This is a genomic window from Cryobacterium sp. Y29, from assembly GCF_002929825.1.
GTDB lineage: Bacteria > Actinomycetota > Actinomycetes > Actinomycetales > Microbacteriaceae > Cryobacterium.
The window spans coordinates 40,913-59,488 of the sequence record NZ_PJJN01000026.1 but is presented as its reverse complement, the minus strand read 5'-3'; the positions used below and the strand labels follow the sequence as shown (position 1 = coordinate 59,488).

General features: G+C 64.6%; 19 protein-coding genes. 9 read left to right on the top strand and 10 right to left on the bottom strand.

Annotated elements, in window-relative coordinates:
- Positions 1 to 33: 33 nt before the first annotated feature.
- Positions 34 to 324 (bottom strand): DUF4287 domain-containing protein, encoded by a 291-nt coding sequence (locus CXY74_RS03040; protein ID WP_104199071.1) that lies wholly within the window; start codon positions 322 to 324, stop codon positions 34 to 36.
- 181 nt (positions 325 to 505) lie between these two features.
- Between CXY74_RS03040 and CXY74_RS03035 the strand changes: the two genes are divergently transcribed.
- Entirely contained in the window at positions 506 to 1,540 is a 1,035-nt protein-coding gene (locus tag CXY74_RS03035; RefSeq protein ID WP_104199070.1) for a nitronate monooxygenase family protein, read from the top strand.
- A gap of 92 nt (positions 1,541 to 1,632) precedes the next feature.
- Here the strand turns inward: CXY74_RS03035 and CXY74_RS03030 are convergent, their stop codons facing one another.
- Complete coding sequence (locus tag CXY74_RS03030) at positions 1,633 to 2,685, bottom strand: FUSC family protein (protein WP_104199069.1); 1,053 nt, start codon at positions 2,683 to 2,685, stop codon at positions 1,633 to 1,635.
- A gap of 159 nt (positions 2,686 to 2,844) precedes the next feature.
- Entirely contained in the window at positions 2,845 to 3,789 is a 945-nt protein-coding gene (locus CXY74_RS03025; RefSeq protein WP_104199068.1) for a LysR family transcriptional regulator, read from the bottom strand.
- A 179-nt stretch (positions 3,790 to 3,968) separates the two neighbouring features.
- Between CXY74_RS03025 and CXY74_RS03020 the strand changes: the two genes are divergently transcribed.
- Both CXY74_RS03020 and CXY74_RS03015 read left to right on the top strand, forming a co-directional pair.
- Positions 3,969 to 5,435, top strand: a complete 1,467-nt coding sequence (locus tag CXY74_RS03020; protein WP_104199067.1) for an amino acid ABC transporter substrate-binding protein/permease — start codon at positions 3,969 to 3,971, stop codon at positions 5,433 to 5,435.
- A complete protein-coding gene (locus CXY74_RS03015) occupies positions 5,432 to 6,196 on the top strand; it encodes an amino acid ABC transporter ATP-binding protein (RefSeq protein WP_104199066.1) in 765 nt (254 codons plus the stop codon). Before CXY74_RS03020 ends, CXY74_RS03015 begins: the two co-directional genes overlap by 4 nt.
- A gap of 89 nt (positions 6,197 to 6,285) precedes the next feature.
- On the opposite strand, the gene CXY74_RS03010 is transcribed toward CXY74_RS03015, so the two are convergent.
- From CXY74_RS03010 to CXY74_RS02990, 5 genes are read right to left on the bottom strand one after another with little or no spacing between them, the layout of a single operon-like run.
- Positions 6,286 to 7,329 carry an aromatic acid exporter family protein gene (locus tag CXY74_RS03010; protein WP_104199065.1) on the bottom strand — a complete coding sequence of 348 codons (1,044 nt, stop codon included), beginning with the start codon at positions 7,327 to 7,329 and terminating at the stop codon, positions 6,286 to 6,288.
- 28 nt (positions 7,330 to 7,357) lie between these two features.
- A complete protein-coding gene (locus CXY74_RS03005; RefSeq protein WP_104199064.1) occupies positions 7,358 to 8,497 on the bottom strand; it encodes a winged helix DNA-binding domain-containing protein in 1,140 nt (379 codons plus the stop codon).
- Positions 8,498 to 8,549: 52 nt separating this feature from the next.
- Positions 8,550 to 10,211, bottom strand: coding sequence for a tripartite tricarboxylate transporter permease (locus CXY74_RS03000; RefSeq protein ID WP_104199063.1), 1,662 nt, complete (start codon positions 10,209 to 10,211; stop codon positions 8,550 to 8,552).
- The gene (locus CXY74_RS02995; RefSeq protein ID WP_104199062.1) at positions 10,212 to 10,739 is read right to left on the bottom strand and encodes a tripartite tricarboxylate transporter TctB family protein; all 528 of its coding nucleotides are present in this window, start codon (positions 10,737 to 10,739) and stop codon (positions 10,212 to 10,214) included.
- Between the two features lie 2 nt (positions 10,740 to 10,741).
- Positions 10,742 to 11,761 (bottom strand): tripartite tricarboxylate transporter substrate binding protein, encoded by a 1,020-nt coding sequence (locus tag CXY74_RS02990; RefSeq protein WP_104199061.1) that lies wholly within the window; start codon positions 11,759 to 11,761, stop codon positions 10,742 to 10,744.
- Between the two features lie 198 nt (positions 11,762 to 11,959).
- Between CXY74_RS02990 and CXY74_RS02985 the strand changes: the two genes are divergently transcribed.
- Positions 11,960 to 13,651 (top strand): ATP-binding protein, encoded by a 1,692-nt coding sequence (locus CXY74_RS02985; protein WP_233193182.1) that lies wholly within the window; start codon positions 11,960 to 11,962, stop codon positions 13,649 to 13,651.
- Positions 13,644 to 14,330 (top strand): response regulator, encoded by a 687-nt coding sequence (locus CXY74_RS02980; protein ID WP_104199060.1) that lies wholly within the window; start codon positions 13,644 to 13,646, stop codon positions 14,328 to 14,330. The genes CXY74_RS02985 and CXY74_RS02980 overlap by 8 nt, the downstream gene beginning before the upstream one ends.
- Positions 14,331 to 14,342: 12 nt before the next feature.
- On the opposite strand, the gene sepH is transcribed toward CXY74_RS02980, so the two are convergent.
- Positions 14,343 to 15,479 carry a septation protein SepH gene (gene sepH / locus CXY74_RS02975; RefSeq protein WP_104199059.1) on the bottom strand — a complete coding sequence of 379 codons (1,137 nt, stop codon included), beginning with the start codon at positions 15,477 to 15,479 and terminating at the stop codon, positions 14,343 to 14,345.
- Between the two features lie 200 nt (positions 15,480 to 15,679).
- Here sepH and CXY74_RS02970 point away from each other — a divergent pair, with 200 nt between their 5' ends.
- A complete protein-coding gene (locus CXY74_RS02970) occupies positions 15,680 to 15,973 on the top strand; it encodes a DUF4193 domain-containing protein (RefSeq protein WP_092112645.1) in 294 nt (97 codons plus the stop codon).
- A gap of 9 nt (positions 15,974 to 15,982) precedes the next feature.
- Here CXY74_RS02970 and CXY74_RS02965 read toward each other — a convergent pair whose 3' ends face one another.
- On the bottom strand, positions 15,983 to 16,435 hold the full coding sequence (locus tag CXY74_RS02965) for a DUF3093 domain-containing protein (RefSeq protein WP_104199058.1): 453 nt from the start codon (positions 16,433 to 16,435) through the stop codon (positions 15,983 to 15,985).
- 38 nt (positions 16,436 to 16,473) lie between these two features.
- Here CXY74_RS02965 and dut point away from each other — a divergent pair, with 38 nt between their 5' ends.
- From dut to CXY74_RS02950, 3 genes are read left to right on the top strand one after another with little or no spacing between them, the layout of a single operon-like run.
- Positions 16,474 to 16,980 carry a dUTP diphosphatase gene (gene dut, locus CXY74_RS02960; protein ID WP_104199057.1) on the top strand — a complete coding sequence of 169 codons (507 nt, stop codon included), beginning with the start codon at positions 16,474 to 16,476 and terminating at the stop codon, positions 16,978 to 16,980.
- Between the two features lie 35 nt (positions 16,981 to 17,015).
- Positions 17,016 to 17,606, top strand: a complete 591-nt coding sequence (locus tag CXY74_RS02955) for a DUF3710 domain-containing protein (protein WP_104199153.1) — start codon at positions 17,016 to 17,018, stop codon at positions 17,604 to 17,606.
- A 7-nt stretch (positions 17,607 to 17,613) separates the two neighbouring features.
- Complete coding sequence (locus CXY74_RS02950) at positions 17,614 to 18,444, top strand: DUF3159 domain-containing protein (protein WP_104199056.1); 831 nt, start codon at positions 17,614 to 17,616, stop codon at positions 18,442 to 18,444.
- The last annotated feature ends 132 nt before the right edge of the window (positions 18,445 to 18,576 follow it).

The window sequence follows — 18,576 nt, the reverse complement described above, 5'->3', positions numbered from 1 at the left end:
TCGCGAACTGCGCCGCGCTGCGTGTGCCGAAGTTCAGACCGGGCGGGTGTCCTTGCCATCAAGCCACAGCTCGACAGTCTCGTCGCGGTGTACGCCATCTGTGCCGACATGTTTTTCGCTGATCGTGGCACCATTCTTGATGACATAGACCAGGGCCATGGCGTGGCCGCGACCCAGCCCGTAGTCGGCCTTGAGCCAGTCGACGATGACGCCGGCCTTCGTCGTTGGTTCGTCGAGACCGCGTTCGTGCGCGAGGGCGACCAGCGCGCGCGGCGTGAACCCGGTCTTTTCTTCGATCGCGGTGAGGTAAGCCTGAAATGACATAAGGTCTCCTGACGTCGAGGCTCGCTCTCGTTAGTATGCCGGAGACAGTATTGCGGGGCTAGGGTGAAACGACGCCCGAACACTAATCCCGGTGCGCAACGTGCCTAAGACCGTGCGAAATGAGCTTGAGATCACGGTTCCAGTCACTAGAACAATGGTCTAATCAAACGAGGAGATTGCCGTGTTCACCCTGAACGAACTGAAGATTCCGATTCTCGCGGCCCCCATGGCCGGCGGCGCCTCAACGCCCAACCTCGTAGTCGCGGCAAGTGACGCTGGCAGTCTCGGTTTTCTGGCGGGCGGCTACAAAACCCCGCAGGCGCTGGCCGAGCAGGTCATCGAGGTGCAGCGACGCACCGAGAATGCCTTCGGCGTCAACCTGTTCGTACCGCAGCCGCCCCTGACCGACCGGGCCGCCGTTCTGGCCTATCGAGACGCACTGGCAGACGAGTACACAACTGTGTTTTCCGAGATTGTCGCCGAGGACGACGATGGGTTCACCGAGAAGGTGGCCGTGGTCATCGAGCACCAGGTTTCGGTGGTCTCTTTCACCTTCGGACTGCCTCCCGCCGATGTGGTGGCACGGATGCATACGGCCGGGTCGTACCTGGTCGCCACGGTCACCTCGGTCCCGGAAGCTCTGCAAGCGGTCGAGCGTGGAGTCGACGCACTCTGCGTGCAGGGCCCGGAAGCCGGCGGACACCGGGCGACCTTCCAGACGCAAGACGAACCGGGCACCCTGGCATTGGGCGCGCTGGTGACCGCGATTCGTGCGGAGGTGACACTGCCCCTGATCGCGGCGGGCGGCATCCACTCGGGGGAGCAGATCGCCGCGTTGCTGGCGACCGGTGCCGAGGCCGTTCAGCTGGGCACGGCCGTTCTGCGCACCGACGAATCGGGGGCGACCCAGGCCCACAAAGACGCGCTGGTCCAGTCGCGATTCACCGAGACGGTAATCACCCGTGCTTTCTCGGGCCGTCCGGCGCGCGCCTTGCTGAACGCCTTCATCATCAACCACGGCGCTACCGCACCGAGTGAGTACCCCCAGGTGCATCACCTCACCAAGGGTCTTCGAGCGGATGCTGCCCGCCGCGGTGACGCCGACGGGCTCGCCCTCTGGGCCGGCACCGGGTATCGCGCTGCGACCGCGGGTGCTGTCCAGTCTGTTCTTGAGACGCTCTGGGTCGAGGCAACGGCGGCGACCGCTCGCCCTTGATCGGACTCCAGTTCAGCGGATGAGTTGTGGCTGCACTGGGACCCGCCGCTTCGAGGTCGTGAGCGGCACGCAGCTTGCGCCGCGCTGACTGGTCAAGCTGCGGGGTTTTCCGAGAGTGTCATGCTGCTTCGGGGGAGACGGTCGCGGATCAGCAGAACGACGGTGATCCCAACCATGGCACCAATGAGGGTTTCCAAACCGCGGTCAGCGAGCAGGGACCTCGGGTCGACCGGGCTGGCGAGTTGGGTCATGAGCAGTATCACGGGCGTGAAAAAAATGAGGGCGAGACCGTAATGGCGCACCATGAATAGTTCCGCCGGGAACTGCAGGGCCATGACGAGGATAACCAGCACGGTCGTGCCGGGATTCAGGAGCAGCACACCAGCCGTCACGCCCAGGCCGGCGTAGGTCCCGAGTACGCGATGGATGCCTCGCTGCACCCGGCTGGGAAGATCGGCACCGGCGAGGGGAACGGCCGCAGCGGCCATAGCCCAATAGGCGTGGCCGATTCCCAGTAGGAGTCCGAGAGCGCCGGCGGCTGCAACGGCGACGATATAACGAGTGGCGTGCACGCCCGCCTTGGGAAGCCAGGGTCCGGAGCGAGGTTCGGTAGTGCGTCTCGCCGTGGAATCCCAGGTGCGGTTTCCCAACCAGCCGGTGAACCCGACCAGCAGGGAAAACAGAGCGGACGCGGCGCAAATGAGCGCGGCCGTCCACAGTGGGATGACCGTGGGGATCGACGCGCAGGCTCCCAACGCGAAAATGCCGAAGAATGGCCCGGCGGGTCTGAGCTTTATTTTGTCGGCTACGAATGAACCAAGTCCGGCCAGGAGCGCCTCGATACAGACCAGCCCCCAGGCTTGAACGTGGGTGATGGACAGAGCCACACCGACAGTCACCCCGGTCAGCAATAACGCCGCGGCCTGGGCCTGGTGCACCAACCGCAGCTGATGGGTTTCACCACGGCCGTACATGCCCGTGAAAGCACCGAAAACGGCATAGATGGTCAGCTCGGGATGGCCAAAAATCAGCAGGACCAGTACGGGGACTGTGACACCCAGACCGACGCGAAGCGCCGGCCAGTGATCAGAGACCGCGGGTGGAACACTGACGAGTGCGCGCAGGTAGAACAGGACCGGGCGCACAGGGTCTCACGGCCTTTCGAACAAAACGATGGTGGCGCGGCGTAAACAGCAGAACCCGGTTGGCTGGTTTCACGCCCGACTGCTGCGCTCCCCCCAGTCTGTACCGCTTTGCCGCGCCGGTCCAAGACGTGAATTCAACCAGTCGATAACCAGAAATTATCAATCAGCGCGTGGCGTCGCGGGCGCGACCGACGAAAGCCCCCGATCGAACAGCTCACCCAGGGAAAGCCGCGCTGCAACGGCCGCGAAGGCCCGTGCGGTCACCGAACCAGGCGATGCTGGACTTATGGCCGCAGCGACGCGCGCGGTGGCGACGGGATCGACGAGTGGCACAATGCGGGTCCGCGATGACGGTGTGATGGTTTGCACCCACGAATGTGGCACGATGCTGGCCCATTGGCCCGTCTTCATGTGTGCGTGGAGGGAGGCGATAGAATCCGTCTCCACCTGTGGGTCCAGCCGAATCCGGTTCTGGCTGAAGGCATCGTCGATCACCTGTCTGCTGCGCATTTCCGTCGTCAAGACAGCGAGCGGGAGCGCAGACGCCTGACGCCAGGTCATCGTCGCTGGAATCTCTGGAAGGAGTTCGTCGGAGGCGATGAGAACATAGCGTTCCTCATACAACGGTATGAAGAAGAGTCGCGGATCTTGCCCGTCATCGAGATAGGTGACGCCGGCATCCAGCTCGAAATTGCGCAATCGCCGGCTAATCTCGACCGCGGACAGGCCCGACGTGATTTGAACCCTGGCCAACGGATGCGCAGCACAGAACGCGGCAACCACCAGCGCGACCGTTGTTGAGGCACTCGGTACAACGCCCAGCCGTAACACGCCGGTCACTCCGGACTGGACGGCCTGCACCTCCGCCTTGAAAGCGTCATGCTCGGCGAGGATTCGTTTGGCCCAAATCACCAAGCGTTCGCCCTCCGGCGTCAGCCCCTCAAAGGTATGGCCACGATTGATCAAAGAAACATTGAGTTCCTGTTCCAATCTGTTGATTGCCGCGGAGAGGGCAGGCTGGGAAACGTGGCACGCGGCGGCTGCACGAGCGAAGTGCCGTTCCCGGGCGACAGCGACAAAATATTCGAGCTGGCGAAAACGCATAGGCTCTCCTTTCACGTTGGTCATCAGTGCGGCGTGCACCCCACGGTAGGCTCGTTTCGACAGGGTGTGCAGCAACCGCCCTGGGGTAGATCAGCGTCGATCGGCGCGAAACAACTCTCTGGCCGCCAGTCCAAGCAGATCGCACGACAAGAAATGGTTTTCCTTTGCGCAAAATGAATATGTCCCGGGCAAGAAAGCTCTCGGTTGCCGTCACGGCGCTGCTGGCCCTCGCCAGCGGGTTCGCGGGCGTCAGCGCCGTGGCCGCGAGCCAGCCGAGCAGCCACGTGCAGCCCCGGACAGCGGTCGCCGGCGAAACCTACGTTATCGGTACCGACACGACCTTCGCACCGTTTGAGTACCGCGAAGACGGTGAACTGACCGGCATCGACATGGACTTGATTCGTGACATCGCTGCTAACCAAGGCTTCACCGTTGAGATCAAGTCGCTCGGTTTCGACGCCGCGCTGCAGGCGTTGCAGTCCAATCAGGTGGACGGCGTCATCGCCGGAATGTCGATCACCGACGAGCGCAAGCTGGTGTTCGATTTCTCCGACCCCTACTTCGACTCCGGTGTGCAGATGGCTGTCGCCGAGGACAACACTGAAATCACCGGTTACGCCGACCTGGCCGGTGAAACCGTCGTTGCCAAACGCGGCAGCGAGGGCGAGACCTTCGCCAACTCGATCAAAGACGAGTACGGCTTCACCGTCAAGGCACTGGCCGACTCGGCCACGATGTACGACGACGTCAAGGCTGGCAACTCTGTCGCCGTCTTCGATGATTACCCGGTGCTCGCCTACGGCATCAACCAGAACAACGGGCTCAAGTCGGTCACCGAGAAGGAACAGGGCAGTTCCTACGGCTTCGCTGTCAACAAGGGCCAGAACCCCGAGCTGCTGGCTGCCTTCAACACCGGTCTGGCCGAGCTGAAAAGCAACGGCGATTACCAGTCCATTCTCGATACATATCTGGAACAGCCGGCGCCCGTCGCGGCATCCGGTTTCTTCGGGCTGTTGTCCGACAGCCTGCCGGCCCTCATGAAGGGCCTCGGCTTGACGCTGCTCGCGACCGGGCTGTCGATCGTGGTCGCCCTCGTGCTCGGCGTGCTGTTCGGGTTCTTCAAGGTCTCCGAGAGTCGCGTGCTGCGCGGCTTGGCGAGCATCTACGTGAGTATCTTTCGGGGCACCCCGCTGCTCGTGCAGGCGTTCTTCTTCTACTTCGGCCTGCCGCAGCTCACCGGGCAGTCGATCGACGTGCTCACCGCCGGTGTACTCACCCTGAGCCTCAATGCCGGTGCCTACATGACCGAGATCGTGCGCGGCGGTATCCAGTCGGTCGACCCGGGCCAGACCGAGGCCGGCCGGAGCCTCGGCCTCGGCTACGTCACGACGATGCGACGCGTCGTGCTCCCGCAGGCCGTGAAGATCATGACGCCGTCGTTCATCAACCAGTTCGTGATGACACTGAAGGACACCTCTCTCCTGGCGGTGATCGGTTTCGCCGAGCTCACCTACCAGGGCCAGCAGATTTACGCCGCGAATTTTCGCACCGGTGAGACCCTGCTGATCGTGGCCGCGCTGTACTTCATCGTCATCAATCTGCTCACCATGCTCTCCAACAAGCTCGACAAGAGGTTCAACAAATGAGCAAGAACAGCGCCGGCAGCACAAGTCTCGTCGGCAGTAAAGTCAGCGTCCGGGGACTGCGCAAGTCGTTTGGCTCCAACGAGGTACTCAAGGGCCTCGACGTCGAGATCAGCGAGGGCGAGGTCGTCTGTGTCATCGGTCCGTCGGGCTCGGGCAAGTCCACGTTTCTGCGCTGCCTGAACAAGCTCGACGAGCTCAGCGCCGGAACGGTCATCGTCGATGGTTTCAACCTCGGTGATAAGACGGTCGACCTCAACGAGGTGCGGCAGCACATCGGCATGGTTTTTCAGCACTTCAACCTGTTTCCGCACATGACGGTGCTCCAGAACATCATGCTGGCCCCGGTTGAGTTGAAGAAGGAATCCAAGGCGGATGCCCGCGCCACCGCCCTGAAACTGCTCGACCGAGTGGGCCTCGCCGACAAAGCAGACGCCCGCCCCGGCCAGCTTTCCGGCGGCCAGAAGCAGCGTGTCGCCATCGCCCGATCCCTCGCTGTGAACCCCGACATCATGCTCTTCGACGAGGCCACGAGCGCCCTCGACCCGGAGATGGTCGGCGAAGTACTGCAGGTCATCCGGGATCTCGCCGCCGAGGGCATGACCATGGTCGTCGTCACCCACGAAATGGGTTTCGCCCGCGAAGTAGCCGACCGGGTCATCTTCATGGCCGACGGGGTCATCGTCGAAGAGGGCACCCCGGCCGAGCTGTTCGGTAATCCGCAACAGGAACGCACGCAGGACTTCCTCTCCAAGGTGCTGTAATCCCTGGGGAGCGCACCGAAGTGGGGCGCACCTATTCAACAGATTCTGTATCCACGGTGCGCGCAGCATCCGTTACCGCGTAGGGACGCTCAGGCGCGGTCGCCGACGATCTCCTCGCGCACCCGGCGCAGGTCTTCCATGAGTGATCCGATCAGAATCCAGTGGTCAGGGTGCGGCGTCACGATCTGCAGCGGCGCGGTCAGGGCCAGCACGTCGGGTGCGACCGGCTCCGGTACAGATGCACGGTCATCGTCGGCGCGGGCGAGTAGGCCCAGGTCGTGCGCCGCCCGGGCTAGTTCTTGAGAGAAAGCCTGAACGGTGGGTTCGAACTGCAGTGATGGGTCGTAGTGGTCGTGCAGTGCACGAGTCATGCCGATTGCGCGGGTCACGAGAGTCGGCAGTCGCTCGATCATGTCGTGGTCGGAGTCGAGGGCCACTCGCAGCTTGGCTTTGCGCGGGTTGAGCATGAGGCTCTCCTCGGCCTGCGCGATGGCCTTCTCCGCCGACGCGAGCATGGGGCGCAGCAGCCTGGCCTTGATCATCAATTCCATCAGGTCGATCGGGCTCTGTGGGGTGCGCAGCGCCTGGGCAATGCGGTCGAAGGTGTCGGCCAGCTCGCGAGCCAGCAGGCCGACGGCGTCGCGGGCGGGCGCAATCAGTACCGGGGGAACGATGAGGGCATTGATGACGAGGGCGATTCCTGCGCCGATGAACGTCTCGAAGATTCGATCGAGGGCGTACCCGGGTGTCGTGGCGCCGAGGGCGAGTACGAGCATGGCGCTGATGGGAATCTGACTCGCCGAGGACGGGGACAGGCGCAGTGCCCAGGCAACGAGCAGGCTGACCATAATCGTGCCGAGCACGACCCAGCTGGACTCGCCGAGGAAGAAACCGATCGTGGAAGCGATGACGACACCGCCGATGACGCCCGCGGTGCGTTCGATCGCTCGCCCGAGGGTCTGGTTGACGCTCGGCTGCACCACGAGCAGGGCAGCGATCGCAGCGAAGATCGGCAGGTCGCTCGGTAACAGCAGCTGGGAGACGACCCAGGCCAGGGCGACGGCGACGGCCACCTTGACGACCTGCAGCAGCGGGAGTCGTTTGGAGATGCGCAGGGCCGAGGTTAGTTTCACTGGTCAAGGGTAACCCGGGCCGGGTCAGTCAAACGGATACCGGCGCATCCGCTGTCATGGCCTGCCGCAGGGGCACGCCAAGAAACCGCGCGTAGTCCTGCACGGCCCGGCCCAAGCCCCGCTGCGTTTTCGCGGCCCGAGTCCGGGCGGCGGCCGTGACCGGGTCCTCAAACAGTGCGGCCTCGGTGGTCAGGCCGCACGCCGCGACCTTCTTGCGCCACGTGCCGACGATGCGGCCATTCGTCACCACGAGCGGCAGGAAAATGCCGTTTAGACCGGGTACCACCCGAACCAGTTCGTCGGCGGAGATTACGTGGCTGCGATCGCGGTACCCGAGCAGGTACTCGTCGAACCCGGGCAGCGCGAGCACCCGCGTGCGCTCGGGGAGCGCATCCGCTGTTGCGTCGGCCAGGAAGTAGGCAGCACCGTCGACCTGCATCTCGGTCAGACGGTTCCGCGCCACGGTCAAGCCTGTTTTGGCGTCGGCCACGGTGAGCTGGGACCACCAGGCGAAGTCGACCAGGGTCGCCGGCCCGTGGCCGAGAAAATAACGGTATACGAACTCACCGAGCGCCTCGTCGCGCTCGAGCCGGCGTGGGTTCGGCACCCACTCATCGAGCAGCACGAGACCCTGCTGGGTACCCACCTGTCGGCCCCAGCACAGGGTTCCGGTGAGGGCGAGGTGGGCGATCAGATGGTACCCGCGTTGGCCCTCTGTCGATATACCCGCCGCGTGCAGCATGGCCATGAAATCGGCGCGGCTGAGCTGCTTGTGTCCGGTCAGGGCGGCGATCGCGGCTTCGCGGGCCCGCTCCAGCACGGCCGGCTCGAGGCCGAGTCGCTCGTTGATCGTGCGGGTTTTCGCGAGCAGTCGCGGTGTCGTGAGGCTCTGCATCCAGCCCAGTTCCCGGGCCGGAACGAAATGCAACGTGCCCCGCATCGGCCACGACCGCACGATCTCGCCAGCTGAAATGACGGCCTGCACGTCAGGGAGCGTCGTGCCGGGGGAGCGCACCCCCAGGGCCCACTGCGCCGCAGGGTAGTCCTGGGCTTGCACCGCGAGCATCCGCTCGGCGACGGCGACCGCACCGGGGAGCGGAACCCCGGCCAGCCCCTGGGCCTGGAGGCGCAGGCGCACGACATCGGCGCGGGAGGCGGCAGCTGGCATGACACCAGTATGCCGACTCCCGCGCCGAGCGTAGCTCACATCAACCGATGTGCTATTTTCCGCGCCGCCCGACTTTGGGCCGAACCACGCGAATCACCCGGGCACTTCCGTCCGAGGTCTGGGTTCCGAAGGCATCGAACTGCACGGTCTCATCTGCCTCGGCGCCGTAGCCGTCGGTGTCGTCCGTGCTCCCGCCGCCGGAACGGGATCCGTCGGTAGGTCCGCCGCGTCCGAAGCGACGGCGCAGGGCCTTGACCAGCGGCGGGCCGACCAGGAACAGCACGATCACGGTGTAGACCACGACGGCAACCGGTTCGCTCAGGAGTGCAGCGGGGTCGCCAGCGCTGATCTGCAGCGCGCGGCGCAGCTGACGTTCCATCTCCGGGCCGAGGATGGCGCCGACGATGATCGGCAGCACCGGAAAGCCGAAGCGCCTGGCCATGTAGCCCAGGGCGCCGAGCAGGAGCAGAATGCCGATGTTGAAGGTTTGCATTCCCGCCGCGTAGGCGCCGAGGGTTGCGAAGAACAGGATCCCGGCGTAAAGGTAGGGGCGTGGAATGCGCAGCAGCTTCGCCCAGAGCGGAGCGAGCGGCAGGTTGAGCGCGAGAAGCAGCGTGTTGCCGATGAACAGGCTCGCGATCAGCGTCCACACCAGAACGGGTTCGGTCTGGAACAGTAGCGGACCGGGGTGGATGCCGTACTGGTTGAACGCGAGGATCATCACGGCGGCTGTCGCCGTGGTGGGAAGACCGAGGGTGAGCAGCGGCACGAGCGTTCCGGCGGCCGAGGCGTTGTTGGCTGCTTCCGGCCCGGCTACGCCCTCGATGGCGCCGTGGCCGAACTGCTCGGGATGCTTGGACAGCTTCTTTTCCGTCACATAGGAGAGAAAGGTCGGGATCTCGGCGCCGCCGGCCGGGATAGCCCCGAATGGAAAGCCGATGACCGTGCCGCGCAGCCACGGCTTCCAGGAGCGCTTCCAGTCGTCCTTGCGCATCCAGGGCACACCCACCGGGATGGTCGCGGGGGTACCGTGCCGCAGGTGCGCAGCAATCCACAGAGCTTCACCGACCGCGAACAGGGCTACGGCGATGACGACGACGTCGATGCCGCCGGAGAGCAGCGGCTGCCCGAACGTCAGTCGTGGCTGCCCGGTCGTGCCGTCGAGGCCGACCAAGCCGATGGTGAGGCCGATGAACAGCGAGGCGAGCCCGCGAATGCGGCTCGAGCCGAGCACGGTGCTCACCGCGATGAAAGCAAAAACCATCATCGCGAAGTACGAGGGGGCCCCGAGCCCGATAGCGATCTCCACCACGAACGGGGCGACGAAGACGAGGGCACCCGTGGCCAGGGTTCCGGCCACGAAAGAGCCGATCGCCGCCGTTGCGAGCGCTTGGGCGCCGCGGCCGGCCTTGGCCATTTTGTTACCCTCGAGCGCTGTGACGACCGAGGAAGATTCACCGGGGGTGTTGAGCAGAATCGATGTCGTCGACCCGCCGTACATGCCGCCGTAGTAGATGCCGGCGAACATGATCAGCGATCCGGTCACATCAAGTGCGTAGGTGAGTGGCAGCAGCAGGGCCACGGTCATGGCCGGTCCGATACCGGGCAACACGCCGACGGCGGTGCCGAGCAGCACACCGATGAGGGCGAACAGAAGGTTCTGCAGGGTCAGCGCGTTGCTGAACCCCTCCATCAGCAGGGCGAGGTTGTCCATTTAGAGAATTCCCGTCAACAGGCCGGCCGGCAGATTGATGCCGAGGCCTAATACGAAGCCGTAGAACGTGCCAACGGCGAGAAGAATGCCGATCACGAGCGCCCAGACGAAGCGGCGGGAGCCGAGCAGGAGGGCGGATCCGCAGAACAGCAGTGCGCTGCCGATCACGAATCCGAGAAAGTCCATCGAGAGCGCGAAGACGAGAATCAGGCCGCCGAGGCCGAAGACGGTGGGCCAGTGGGCCTTCTGAGTGAGGTCGATGTCCTCACCGTCTTCGGCCTCGGCGTGGCCGCCCCTCAGCACAGAGATCGCCAGGGCGATCGCACACAGGCCCAGGCCGATCGCGATGATCGTGGGAACGACCCGCGGTCCCATCACACCGGCATTGATGGCGGTGTCACGGATGTTCGCGGTATCGATCGCGATCACGATCGCGATCACGGCGAGCAGGGCGGCGACGCCGAGCTCGGAGCGACCCTGGAGCCGGGCGCGCAGCCCGGGAGCTGCTGCCGTGCTGGGGGCGGTCATGGTTAGACCAGGCCCAGAGTTTTCAGCACGTCGGCGACGCGGGTGTCCTGCTCGGTGAGGAAGGTGCTGAAGTCGTCGCCGGTGATGAAGGCGTCGGTCCAGCTGTTGTCGGTCAGAACCTGCTTCCACTCTGCGCTGTCGTGCATGGCCGTGACGGCGTCGACGAGCCGAGCGATTTCCAGATCCGACAGCCCTGGAGCGGCCAAGAGGCCGCGCCAGTTGGTGAAGACCAGGTCGATGCCCTCTTCGGTGAGGGTGGGGGCGTCAATGATCGGAACGCGCTCCTCGCTCGTGACGGCGAGGACGCGCAGGTCGCCCGACTTCACGTGTTCGAGGAACTCGCCGTAGCCGGAGGCACCGAACTGCAGCTTGCCGCCGAGAATGGCCGGCAGTAGTTCGCCGCCGCCGTCATAGGGCACGTAGTTGACGGCTGTGGGGTCGATGCCGACGGCATCGGCAAGTTGCATGGGCAGCAGGTGGTCAGGGCCTCCCGGGGAGGAGCCGCCGCCGACGGCGAAGGAAGCCGGGTCGGCTTTCCAGGCGGTGACGAGATCGTCAATGGTCTCGTAGGGAGAGTTGGCAGCGACGAAGATGGCGCCGGCTTCTTCGATGAGCCCGGCGATCGGGGTCGCGTCGGCAACCTTGGCATCGCCCTCGTTGGTGTACGCGGCACCGACGACGCCGAGCCCCATCATGAGCATGAAGTTGGCGTTGCCGGTCTCGGTGAGAGTGCGGGCCAGGCCCACGGTTCCGCCGGCGCCGGCCAGGTTGGTGACCTCGGTGCCAGAGGCCAGCCCGAGGTCGTCCATCACCTTGACCGCGGCGCGACCGGTGACATCGTAGCCACTGCCGGGAGCGTTGGGAATCATCACCTGTAGGTTTTGGATCGGGCCCTCGTCGGTGGCCTCGGTGGTCGTGGCGCTGGTGACTCCACAGGCGGTGAGGGCGAGTGCGACGGCGCCGGCGAGAAAGACGGTGCCCGCCGTGCGGTGCGAGCGCGTGGTGCGTGCTGTGATTGGCATGCTCAAATCCTCTTCGATTTCTGGCGAGCCTCTTTGCTGGCCGAGACCAGCCTGCCGGGTGTGCCCGGCCAGGCACAACTTGTGACTCTAGTGAACGTTGTGTAGCTTGCGGTTGCGCTTGGGGTGATTCGGACAATTTCGGTTTGGCTCCACGATGAGGGAGTATCTCTTATGGCCAGAGCCGACCGGAGGAACCCGATGCGAAAAAGCGAGGCGCCGTCACCACTGCCGGCGGCGGGCCCGCGCGGGTCGGGCATCCGTTCAAGCCGCCTGAGCCTGACCCGCCAACTGTTGCTGTTCCAGTTGAGCCTGATCACCCTCGTTCTCGTCGCTGTCACGGCCATTTCGATCGAGCAGACCCGCAGCGGCTTCGAAAGCGGCGCCCAGCGACGCATGCTGACGGTCGCCGAGTACACCGCTGCCAACCCGCTCGTGCGCAGCCTGCTCGACACTGCGGCGGTGCCCCAGCAATACTCCGTTCCGGTCGAAGCGCTCCGCACCACAACCGGGGTCGACCAGCTGATCGTCACGGATGCGGTGGGCCGAATCATCGCCTCACCGGCCGATCCGCGGCTGCTCACGACCGACCTGGCCATCGATGCCACGCCGGACGAATCTGATGCCGCCTGGGCCGGCGCTGCCCCGATCGGCGCGAACGACTACGTTGTCGCGCAGGTGCCGGTGCTGTCCAACTCCGGTGAGGTCGTGGGTTCGGTGGTGGCCGCCCGCGAGTTTCCGGCCGTAGTTGGACTGCTCAAGGCCGCAGCGCCGAACCTGCTCACCTTTCTCGGCGTGGCCGGGGTGCTCGGCGTCGTGGGATCGTTGCTGCTGGCGGCCCGGGTGAAACGGCAGACCCTGGGCCTCGAGCCGGAACAGATCGGCCGGCTGGTCGAGCACCGCGACGCCATGATCCACGGAATTCGGGAGGGGGTGATCTCCGTCGACACCGACGGACTCATCACGCTCGCCAATGACAGCGCGCGCATCCTGCTTGGTTTGCCCGCTGACGCGGAAGGCCGGTCGATCGATGCGGTCGGCCTCGATGCCGAGGCGGTGCGCGCGCTGCGCCAACAGGAGGTCGGCGATATCGATACAGTGTTCGTGAACCGGGGAGTGCTGCTCGTGCTCAACCAGACACTCATTCACCCGCCCAGGTCGCGGCCCGAGGTTGTCACCACCCTGCGCGACCGCACCGAACTGGTCACTCTGCAGCACGATCTCGGCAGCAGCCGGCAGGCTACCGATACGTTGCGCGCCCAAACCCACGAGTTCGCGAACCGGCTGCACACCATTTCAATGCTCATACAGCTCGGTGACACCGACGCGGCAGTGGAATACGTCGACGCCGTCACGCGCGACCGCACCGACCTCGACAACTCGGTGCTCACCCGCCTGCAAGAGCCGGCGGTCGCCGCGCTCGTGATCGCCAAGACCTCGCTTGCACGCGAACGCGGCGCTACGCTCGTGCTCTCGGCCGAATCGACTCTGGCCAGGGTCGACGCTGACCTCTCCGCCGACCTCGTCACTGTGATCGGAAACCTGGTCGATAACGCCCTCGACGCCGTCACCGGAGCCCGGGAACGCAGTGTGCGGCTCGACGTGCAACCAATTTCAGGTTCCGGCGCCGGTGCCGTGCGGGTGACGGTGAGTGATTCCGGGCCGGGCATCGATATCGCACTGATCGACCAGGTGTTCGAAACTGGCGTGACCAGCAAATCGGCGCTCGGCGATGCCGACGCCCACGGCTACGGACTGGCTATTGTGCGACTCGTTTCGACGCGTCGCGGGGGATCGGTCGGCTACCGGGCCGAGAACGGTGCCGTGTTCGAGGCCGTGCTCCCGATTGATGCGGCCCGGTCAGCTAAAGAGAAGGAGCTGACCCGTGTGTGACGTGCTCATCGTCGACGACGATTTCATGGTGGCGCGCGCGCATGAACGCATTGTGGCGCAGCAGGTCGGTTTCACCGTGGTCGGCGTCGCTGCGTCCGGCTCGGACGCGCTCGCCCAGATTGTCGACAAGGCCCCGCACCTCGTGCTCCTCGACATGTACCTGCCCGATATGACCGGCCTCGACGTGATCCGTCGCGCGCGAGAGGCGGGGTGGGCTGTGGACTTTCTCGTGCTCAGTGCCGCCCGCGAGGCCGAAATGGTCACCGCGGCGCTGCAGGGCGGCATTGTGAGCTACCTGCTCAAACCATTCAAGATCACCGAACTGCAGTCGCGGCTGGCGGGATACGCCGAAAGACGACGACTGCTCGACCGCATCGGAGACCTCAACCAGAACGAGCTTGACCGGGTGATCGCACCCGCGTTCGCTGTGCCACCCACGGGAGCAATCTCCACGCTCCCGAAGGGACTGAGCAAGGAGACGGCTGCGCTGACCACTGCCGCCCTGGCTAGCAGCAAACCAGACCTGGCCGCGTCGGAGTGCGCCGAACTGCTCGGCTTGTCTCGGGTGGTGGCACGCAAATACCTGGAATACCTCGTAGCAACGGGGCAGGCGGCCGTCAGCCTGCGCTACGGCCAGACCGGCCGTCCGCAGCGGCGCTACGCCTGGCTGGTCGGCTAACTTTCCAGCTGGTTAGCCCAAGTCGTCGTCGGTGCGAGCGCCGAACACGATCTCGTCCCAGCTCGGCATGGATGCCCGGCCGCGTTTAGGTGTCGTACGACTGTGGTTCGTGCGTTCCTGGGCGCGGGCAGCCTGGTTGGCCCAGGCATTGCCGGTCGGCTCAGGGGTGGTGGCTGGCGCAGCAGCGGCCTCATCGGTGAGCGTGGCGGCGGTCGGAGTCGCCGGCCGGGGCCGGGTCGGTTCTGTGGAAACCGGCACCGAAGCGGATGCCACCGGCTTGGCTGCAGACGCATCCCCGCTTGACGCCGCTTCGCGTTCACCGCGTCGCCGACGCAAAGATTCTAAGAGATCGGCGGTTTCGCTCATGTTCGAGGCCGGCTCTGCAGCACGCTTGATCGCCGCTTTCGATACCGCATCGTCCCGGATCAGCGAGCGAGAGTACGGGACGGCTTCGAGGTTGGGGCTGGTGTCGTTCAGAATCTCATCGGCGAGGGATTCCTTGAAGTTGAAGGCGTTACTGTCGAAACGCGATACGTCGGCGGCGCTCGTCTCGGAGCCGACGGCGCGCAGCCGCGGGATCAACGAACCCTTGAGCTCCCCCTGCTGGGACAGCGCGATGGCTTCGCTGCCAACCGGAGACAAAGCATTCTTCTTCGGTTCAAAAGCCCACCGAGCGTCATGGTCGATCTCGTCGGCGGTGAACGACAGTTTGACAACCCAGCCACCACCGGGTTCTTTCCAGCTCGCCCAGCGCTCACCGGTGGCCCCGAGGGAGGCGAGCCGTTCGCGAATGACAGTGCCGAAGTTGACGTTCTCGTCGATCGGATCCGGGTCGATGGCGGTGTGCACCGGAACGCTCAACGCCGACGAAACGATGTACTCCCGCTCGGCTACGACCGGGCCCTCGAAGCGGCGCACGTAGTCAAGTGAAGCTCCCGTGACCGCAGCGACGTCCTCGGCGGACATTCCGGAGCGAATGTGCGCCTGAACTTCCCGAGGGGACAGCTTGGGCGCGTTGACGCGCTCCGTCTGGGTTTGGCGAAGCCGGGACTGAAGAACTTCGTCGATGGCGATGCGATATCGGTCGCCATCTTCGGACGCTGCGAGCAGCGCACCGTTCTCAACTCCAATAACCTTCAATTCCTGCATGAAGACAAGCCCTCTCGCGATTACCGTTGGCTGCAAGACTGCCACGGGTTGGTGCCTTTTCGCGGGAATACGCCGGGCGTGCCGCAAGTTGTTTCTTCGTGTCCGAATAAAAAAGTTGGCGGGCGGTTTGCTATTCCGGCTGGATTGTTGGAAACTGTGGCCGCCGATTTCGTTTTTCGGCGTAACTGAAATGGATGGGCATGGCAACCGATTACGACGCACCCCGAAAGACTGAAGACGACTCTGAGTCGATCGAGGCTCTCAAGGAACGTGTGCCAGACAAGATGTCCGGCAGCGTTGATGTCGACGACTCCGACAACCCTGGGGGGTTTGACCTTCCGGGTGCTGACCTGTCCGACCTGGACCTCGATGTCGTCGTTCTGCCCGCGCAGGCCGACGAGTTCACCTGCGTGAATTGTTTCCTTGTGAAGCACCGCTCGCAGATGGGTCACGAGACCAAGCTCGGCACCGTCTGCTTGGAGTGCGACTCTTAAACCTTCGCTTTACTCCACGTTGGCCGTTCGCGATTCATTGATCGCGGCGGCCAATTGTGTTGGGTGGCGGCTGGAGATGATCCAGTACGGTGCTGGGTCGGTCGCATCGACGATGGGCACGCGCACCACCGGGTCGACCCAGCCTCGAATGAGCAGCCAGGCTCGGGCGTCCAGTCGGGGCCCTCGCTCCTGGGTCGCTTCGGACTTTTCATATGCCGTCGCTTCGCCAAGCAGCCCGGTGGAGATCGTGGCGGGTCCGGCGGTCAGTACGCCGTTCTGGACGCGCACGACCGGCGCGGCCAGCACGAGCAGCAGCACGCATCCGCCGTACAACACGGCGGCCGTGACGATACCCGCAAACAGGGAAATCGGCACGAGCACGAGAATGCTCGCCGGTATCACCAGGGCGGTGACAAGGAAGGCCCAGGCGTTGGGCCACAGTTTTTCGCGGTATTCAGGCATGGCTCTATTCGATCAGATATCTGCACTACCCTCGACACGTGGCAGAAAGCGTCGAAGTACTGATCCAGGCATCCAACCTCCCAATCTACGCACACCCCGGTGATGCCGGGGCTGACCTGCATGCTGCCGAGGCTGTCGTGCTCGGCCCGGGAAGCCGTGCACTTGTCGGTACCGGCGTGTCGATCGCCCTGCCCGATGGCTTTGCGGCTTTCGTCGTTCCTCGCAGCGGCCTTGCGGTCAAACATGGCATCACGATCGTGAACTCGCCCGGAACGGTGGATGCCGGCTACCGCGGTGAAATCAAAGTGGCGTTGCTGAACACCGATCCGAATGAATCGTTCGCGATCGCGATCGGCGATCGCATCGCCCAAATCATCGTGATGCCCGTCGTTCGTGCCACCTTCATTGCCGTCGACAAGCTGCCCGGCAGCCAGCGCGGCGAGAGCGGTTTCGGCTCGACCGGAGTTCTGCCCGCGACAACCCACACTTCCAACAGCGCGCCAGCATCGGGCCCCATGGTCCCGCAGTCAGGAGACAACCAGTGAGTGACCTCACCAACTCTGGGGAGATCCCCGAATCGATGCCGAAGTCGGCGCCGGAAGACCGCGAAACCGAGGGCCCGCTCGACGAATCAGAGGCTAACCCGGTGCGTCCGTATGTGGACCTCGGTGGGATCAAAATCCTTCCGCGGGAGGGTCTGCACCTGCGCCTCGAAATCGAAGAAGGCAGCAAACGAGTGGTGGCCATCGGCCTTGACTTCGCCGGGTCGACTTTGCAGGTACAGCCGTTCGCCGCGCCGCGCTCGAGCGGCCTATGGCATGAAATTCGAGATCAGATCGCCGATCAGATCGGCAAGCAGGGTGGAACCACGACGCCGCGAGAAGGCCCCTTCGGCCCCGAACTCGTCGCCGAGATCCCCGTCGCGGCCGGACAGCAAGCCGGCGGTGTCACCCGCCTCGCGCGCTTCATCGGTGTCGACGGTCCGCGCTGGTTCCTGCGGGGCGTCATCGCGGGCGAGGGCGCAATCGACCCCGATGCTGCCACGCAGATCGAAGACCTGTTCCGCAGTATCGTCGTCGTGCGCGGGTCCACACCGATGCCGCCGCGCGATCTGATTCCGCTGCGCATGCCGGCCACCCCCGCCGGAGCGTCCGAAACCACCGCAGTCTAAACAGGCGATGAGCGACACCCCCAAAGAACAGCCCGGTCAGCCCGAACAGCCCGGTCAGCCCGAGCAGTCCGGTGAACCGCACGGCGAGCCGAAAGACGCATTGCCACCGACAACCTCCGGACTGTTTGCTGAGTCGATGGCCGGCGCAGCGCGGCGCGCCGGGTTTGGAGCGGCAACCGAGGGAAAGCCGATCAGTGGCCAGGCGCTGCTGGCGGCAATGGGCGGCATTCGCGGCCTGATTGAAGCTGTCCTTCCGGGCCTGGTCTTTCTGATCACTTACTCGCTCACCATCGATCCCTCCACCGATGTGACGAGCGACCCGATCGGAACTTTGCTGCCCTCGCTTGTGGCGCCGCTCGTGATCGGCGTGATCTTCGTCGCCCTGCGGGCGATCACCAGGCAGACCACGACGCCCGCAGTCGGTGGCCTCGTCGGAACGGCGGTCAGCGTCGCGCTGGCACTGTTCTCAGGCAAACCGTCCGACTTCTTTCTGGTTGGCCTGTGGACCAACGCCGGTTACGGCGCTGCCCTGCTGATCTCCGTACTCGTGCGCTGGCCGCTCATCGGCGTGGCCGTCGGTTTTCTCATGGGCGACGGTGTCGCTTGGCGCCTCGACGCGTCGAAGCGCCGGGTGCTGACCATCCTCACCCTGGGTTGGACCGGTCTCTTTCTGGCTCGTCTGGCCGTGCAGCTGCCGCTCTACCTGGCTGACAACGTCGAATTGCTCGCCACGATGAAACTCCTCATGGGCATCCCGCTGTATGCGCCGCTCCTGATCGTTTCGTGGCTCATGGTGCGCTCGGTCTATCGCAAAGCGGATGCCGCTGACGCGGTGTGAATGACGACTCGGACGCCCTCTCTCCCTGCTAGAGTTATCTCGACGTCAAGATAGTTGTTCGGCGAGGAGTCGCCGGGTAACTCGATGGAAAAAGGAAGCTCCCGGCATCCGCTGGTTAGGCTTGCCTTGCTG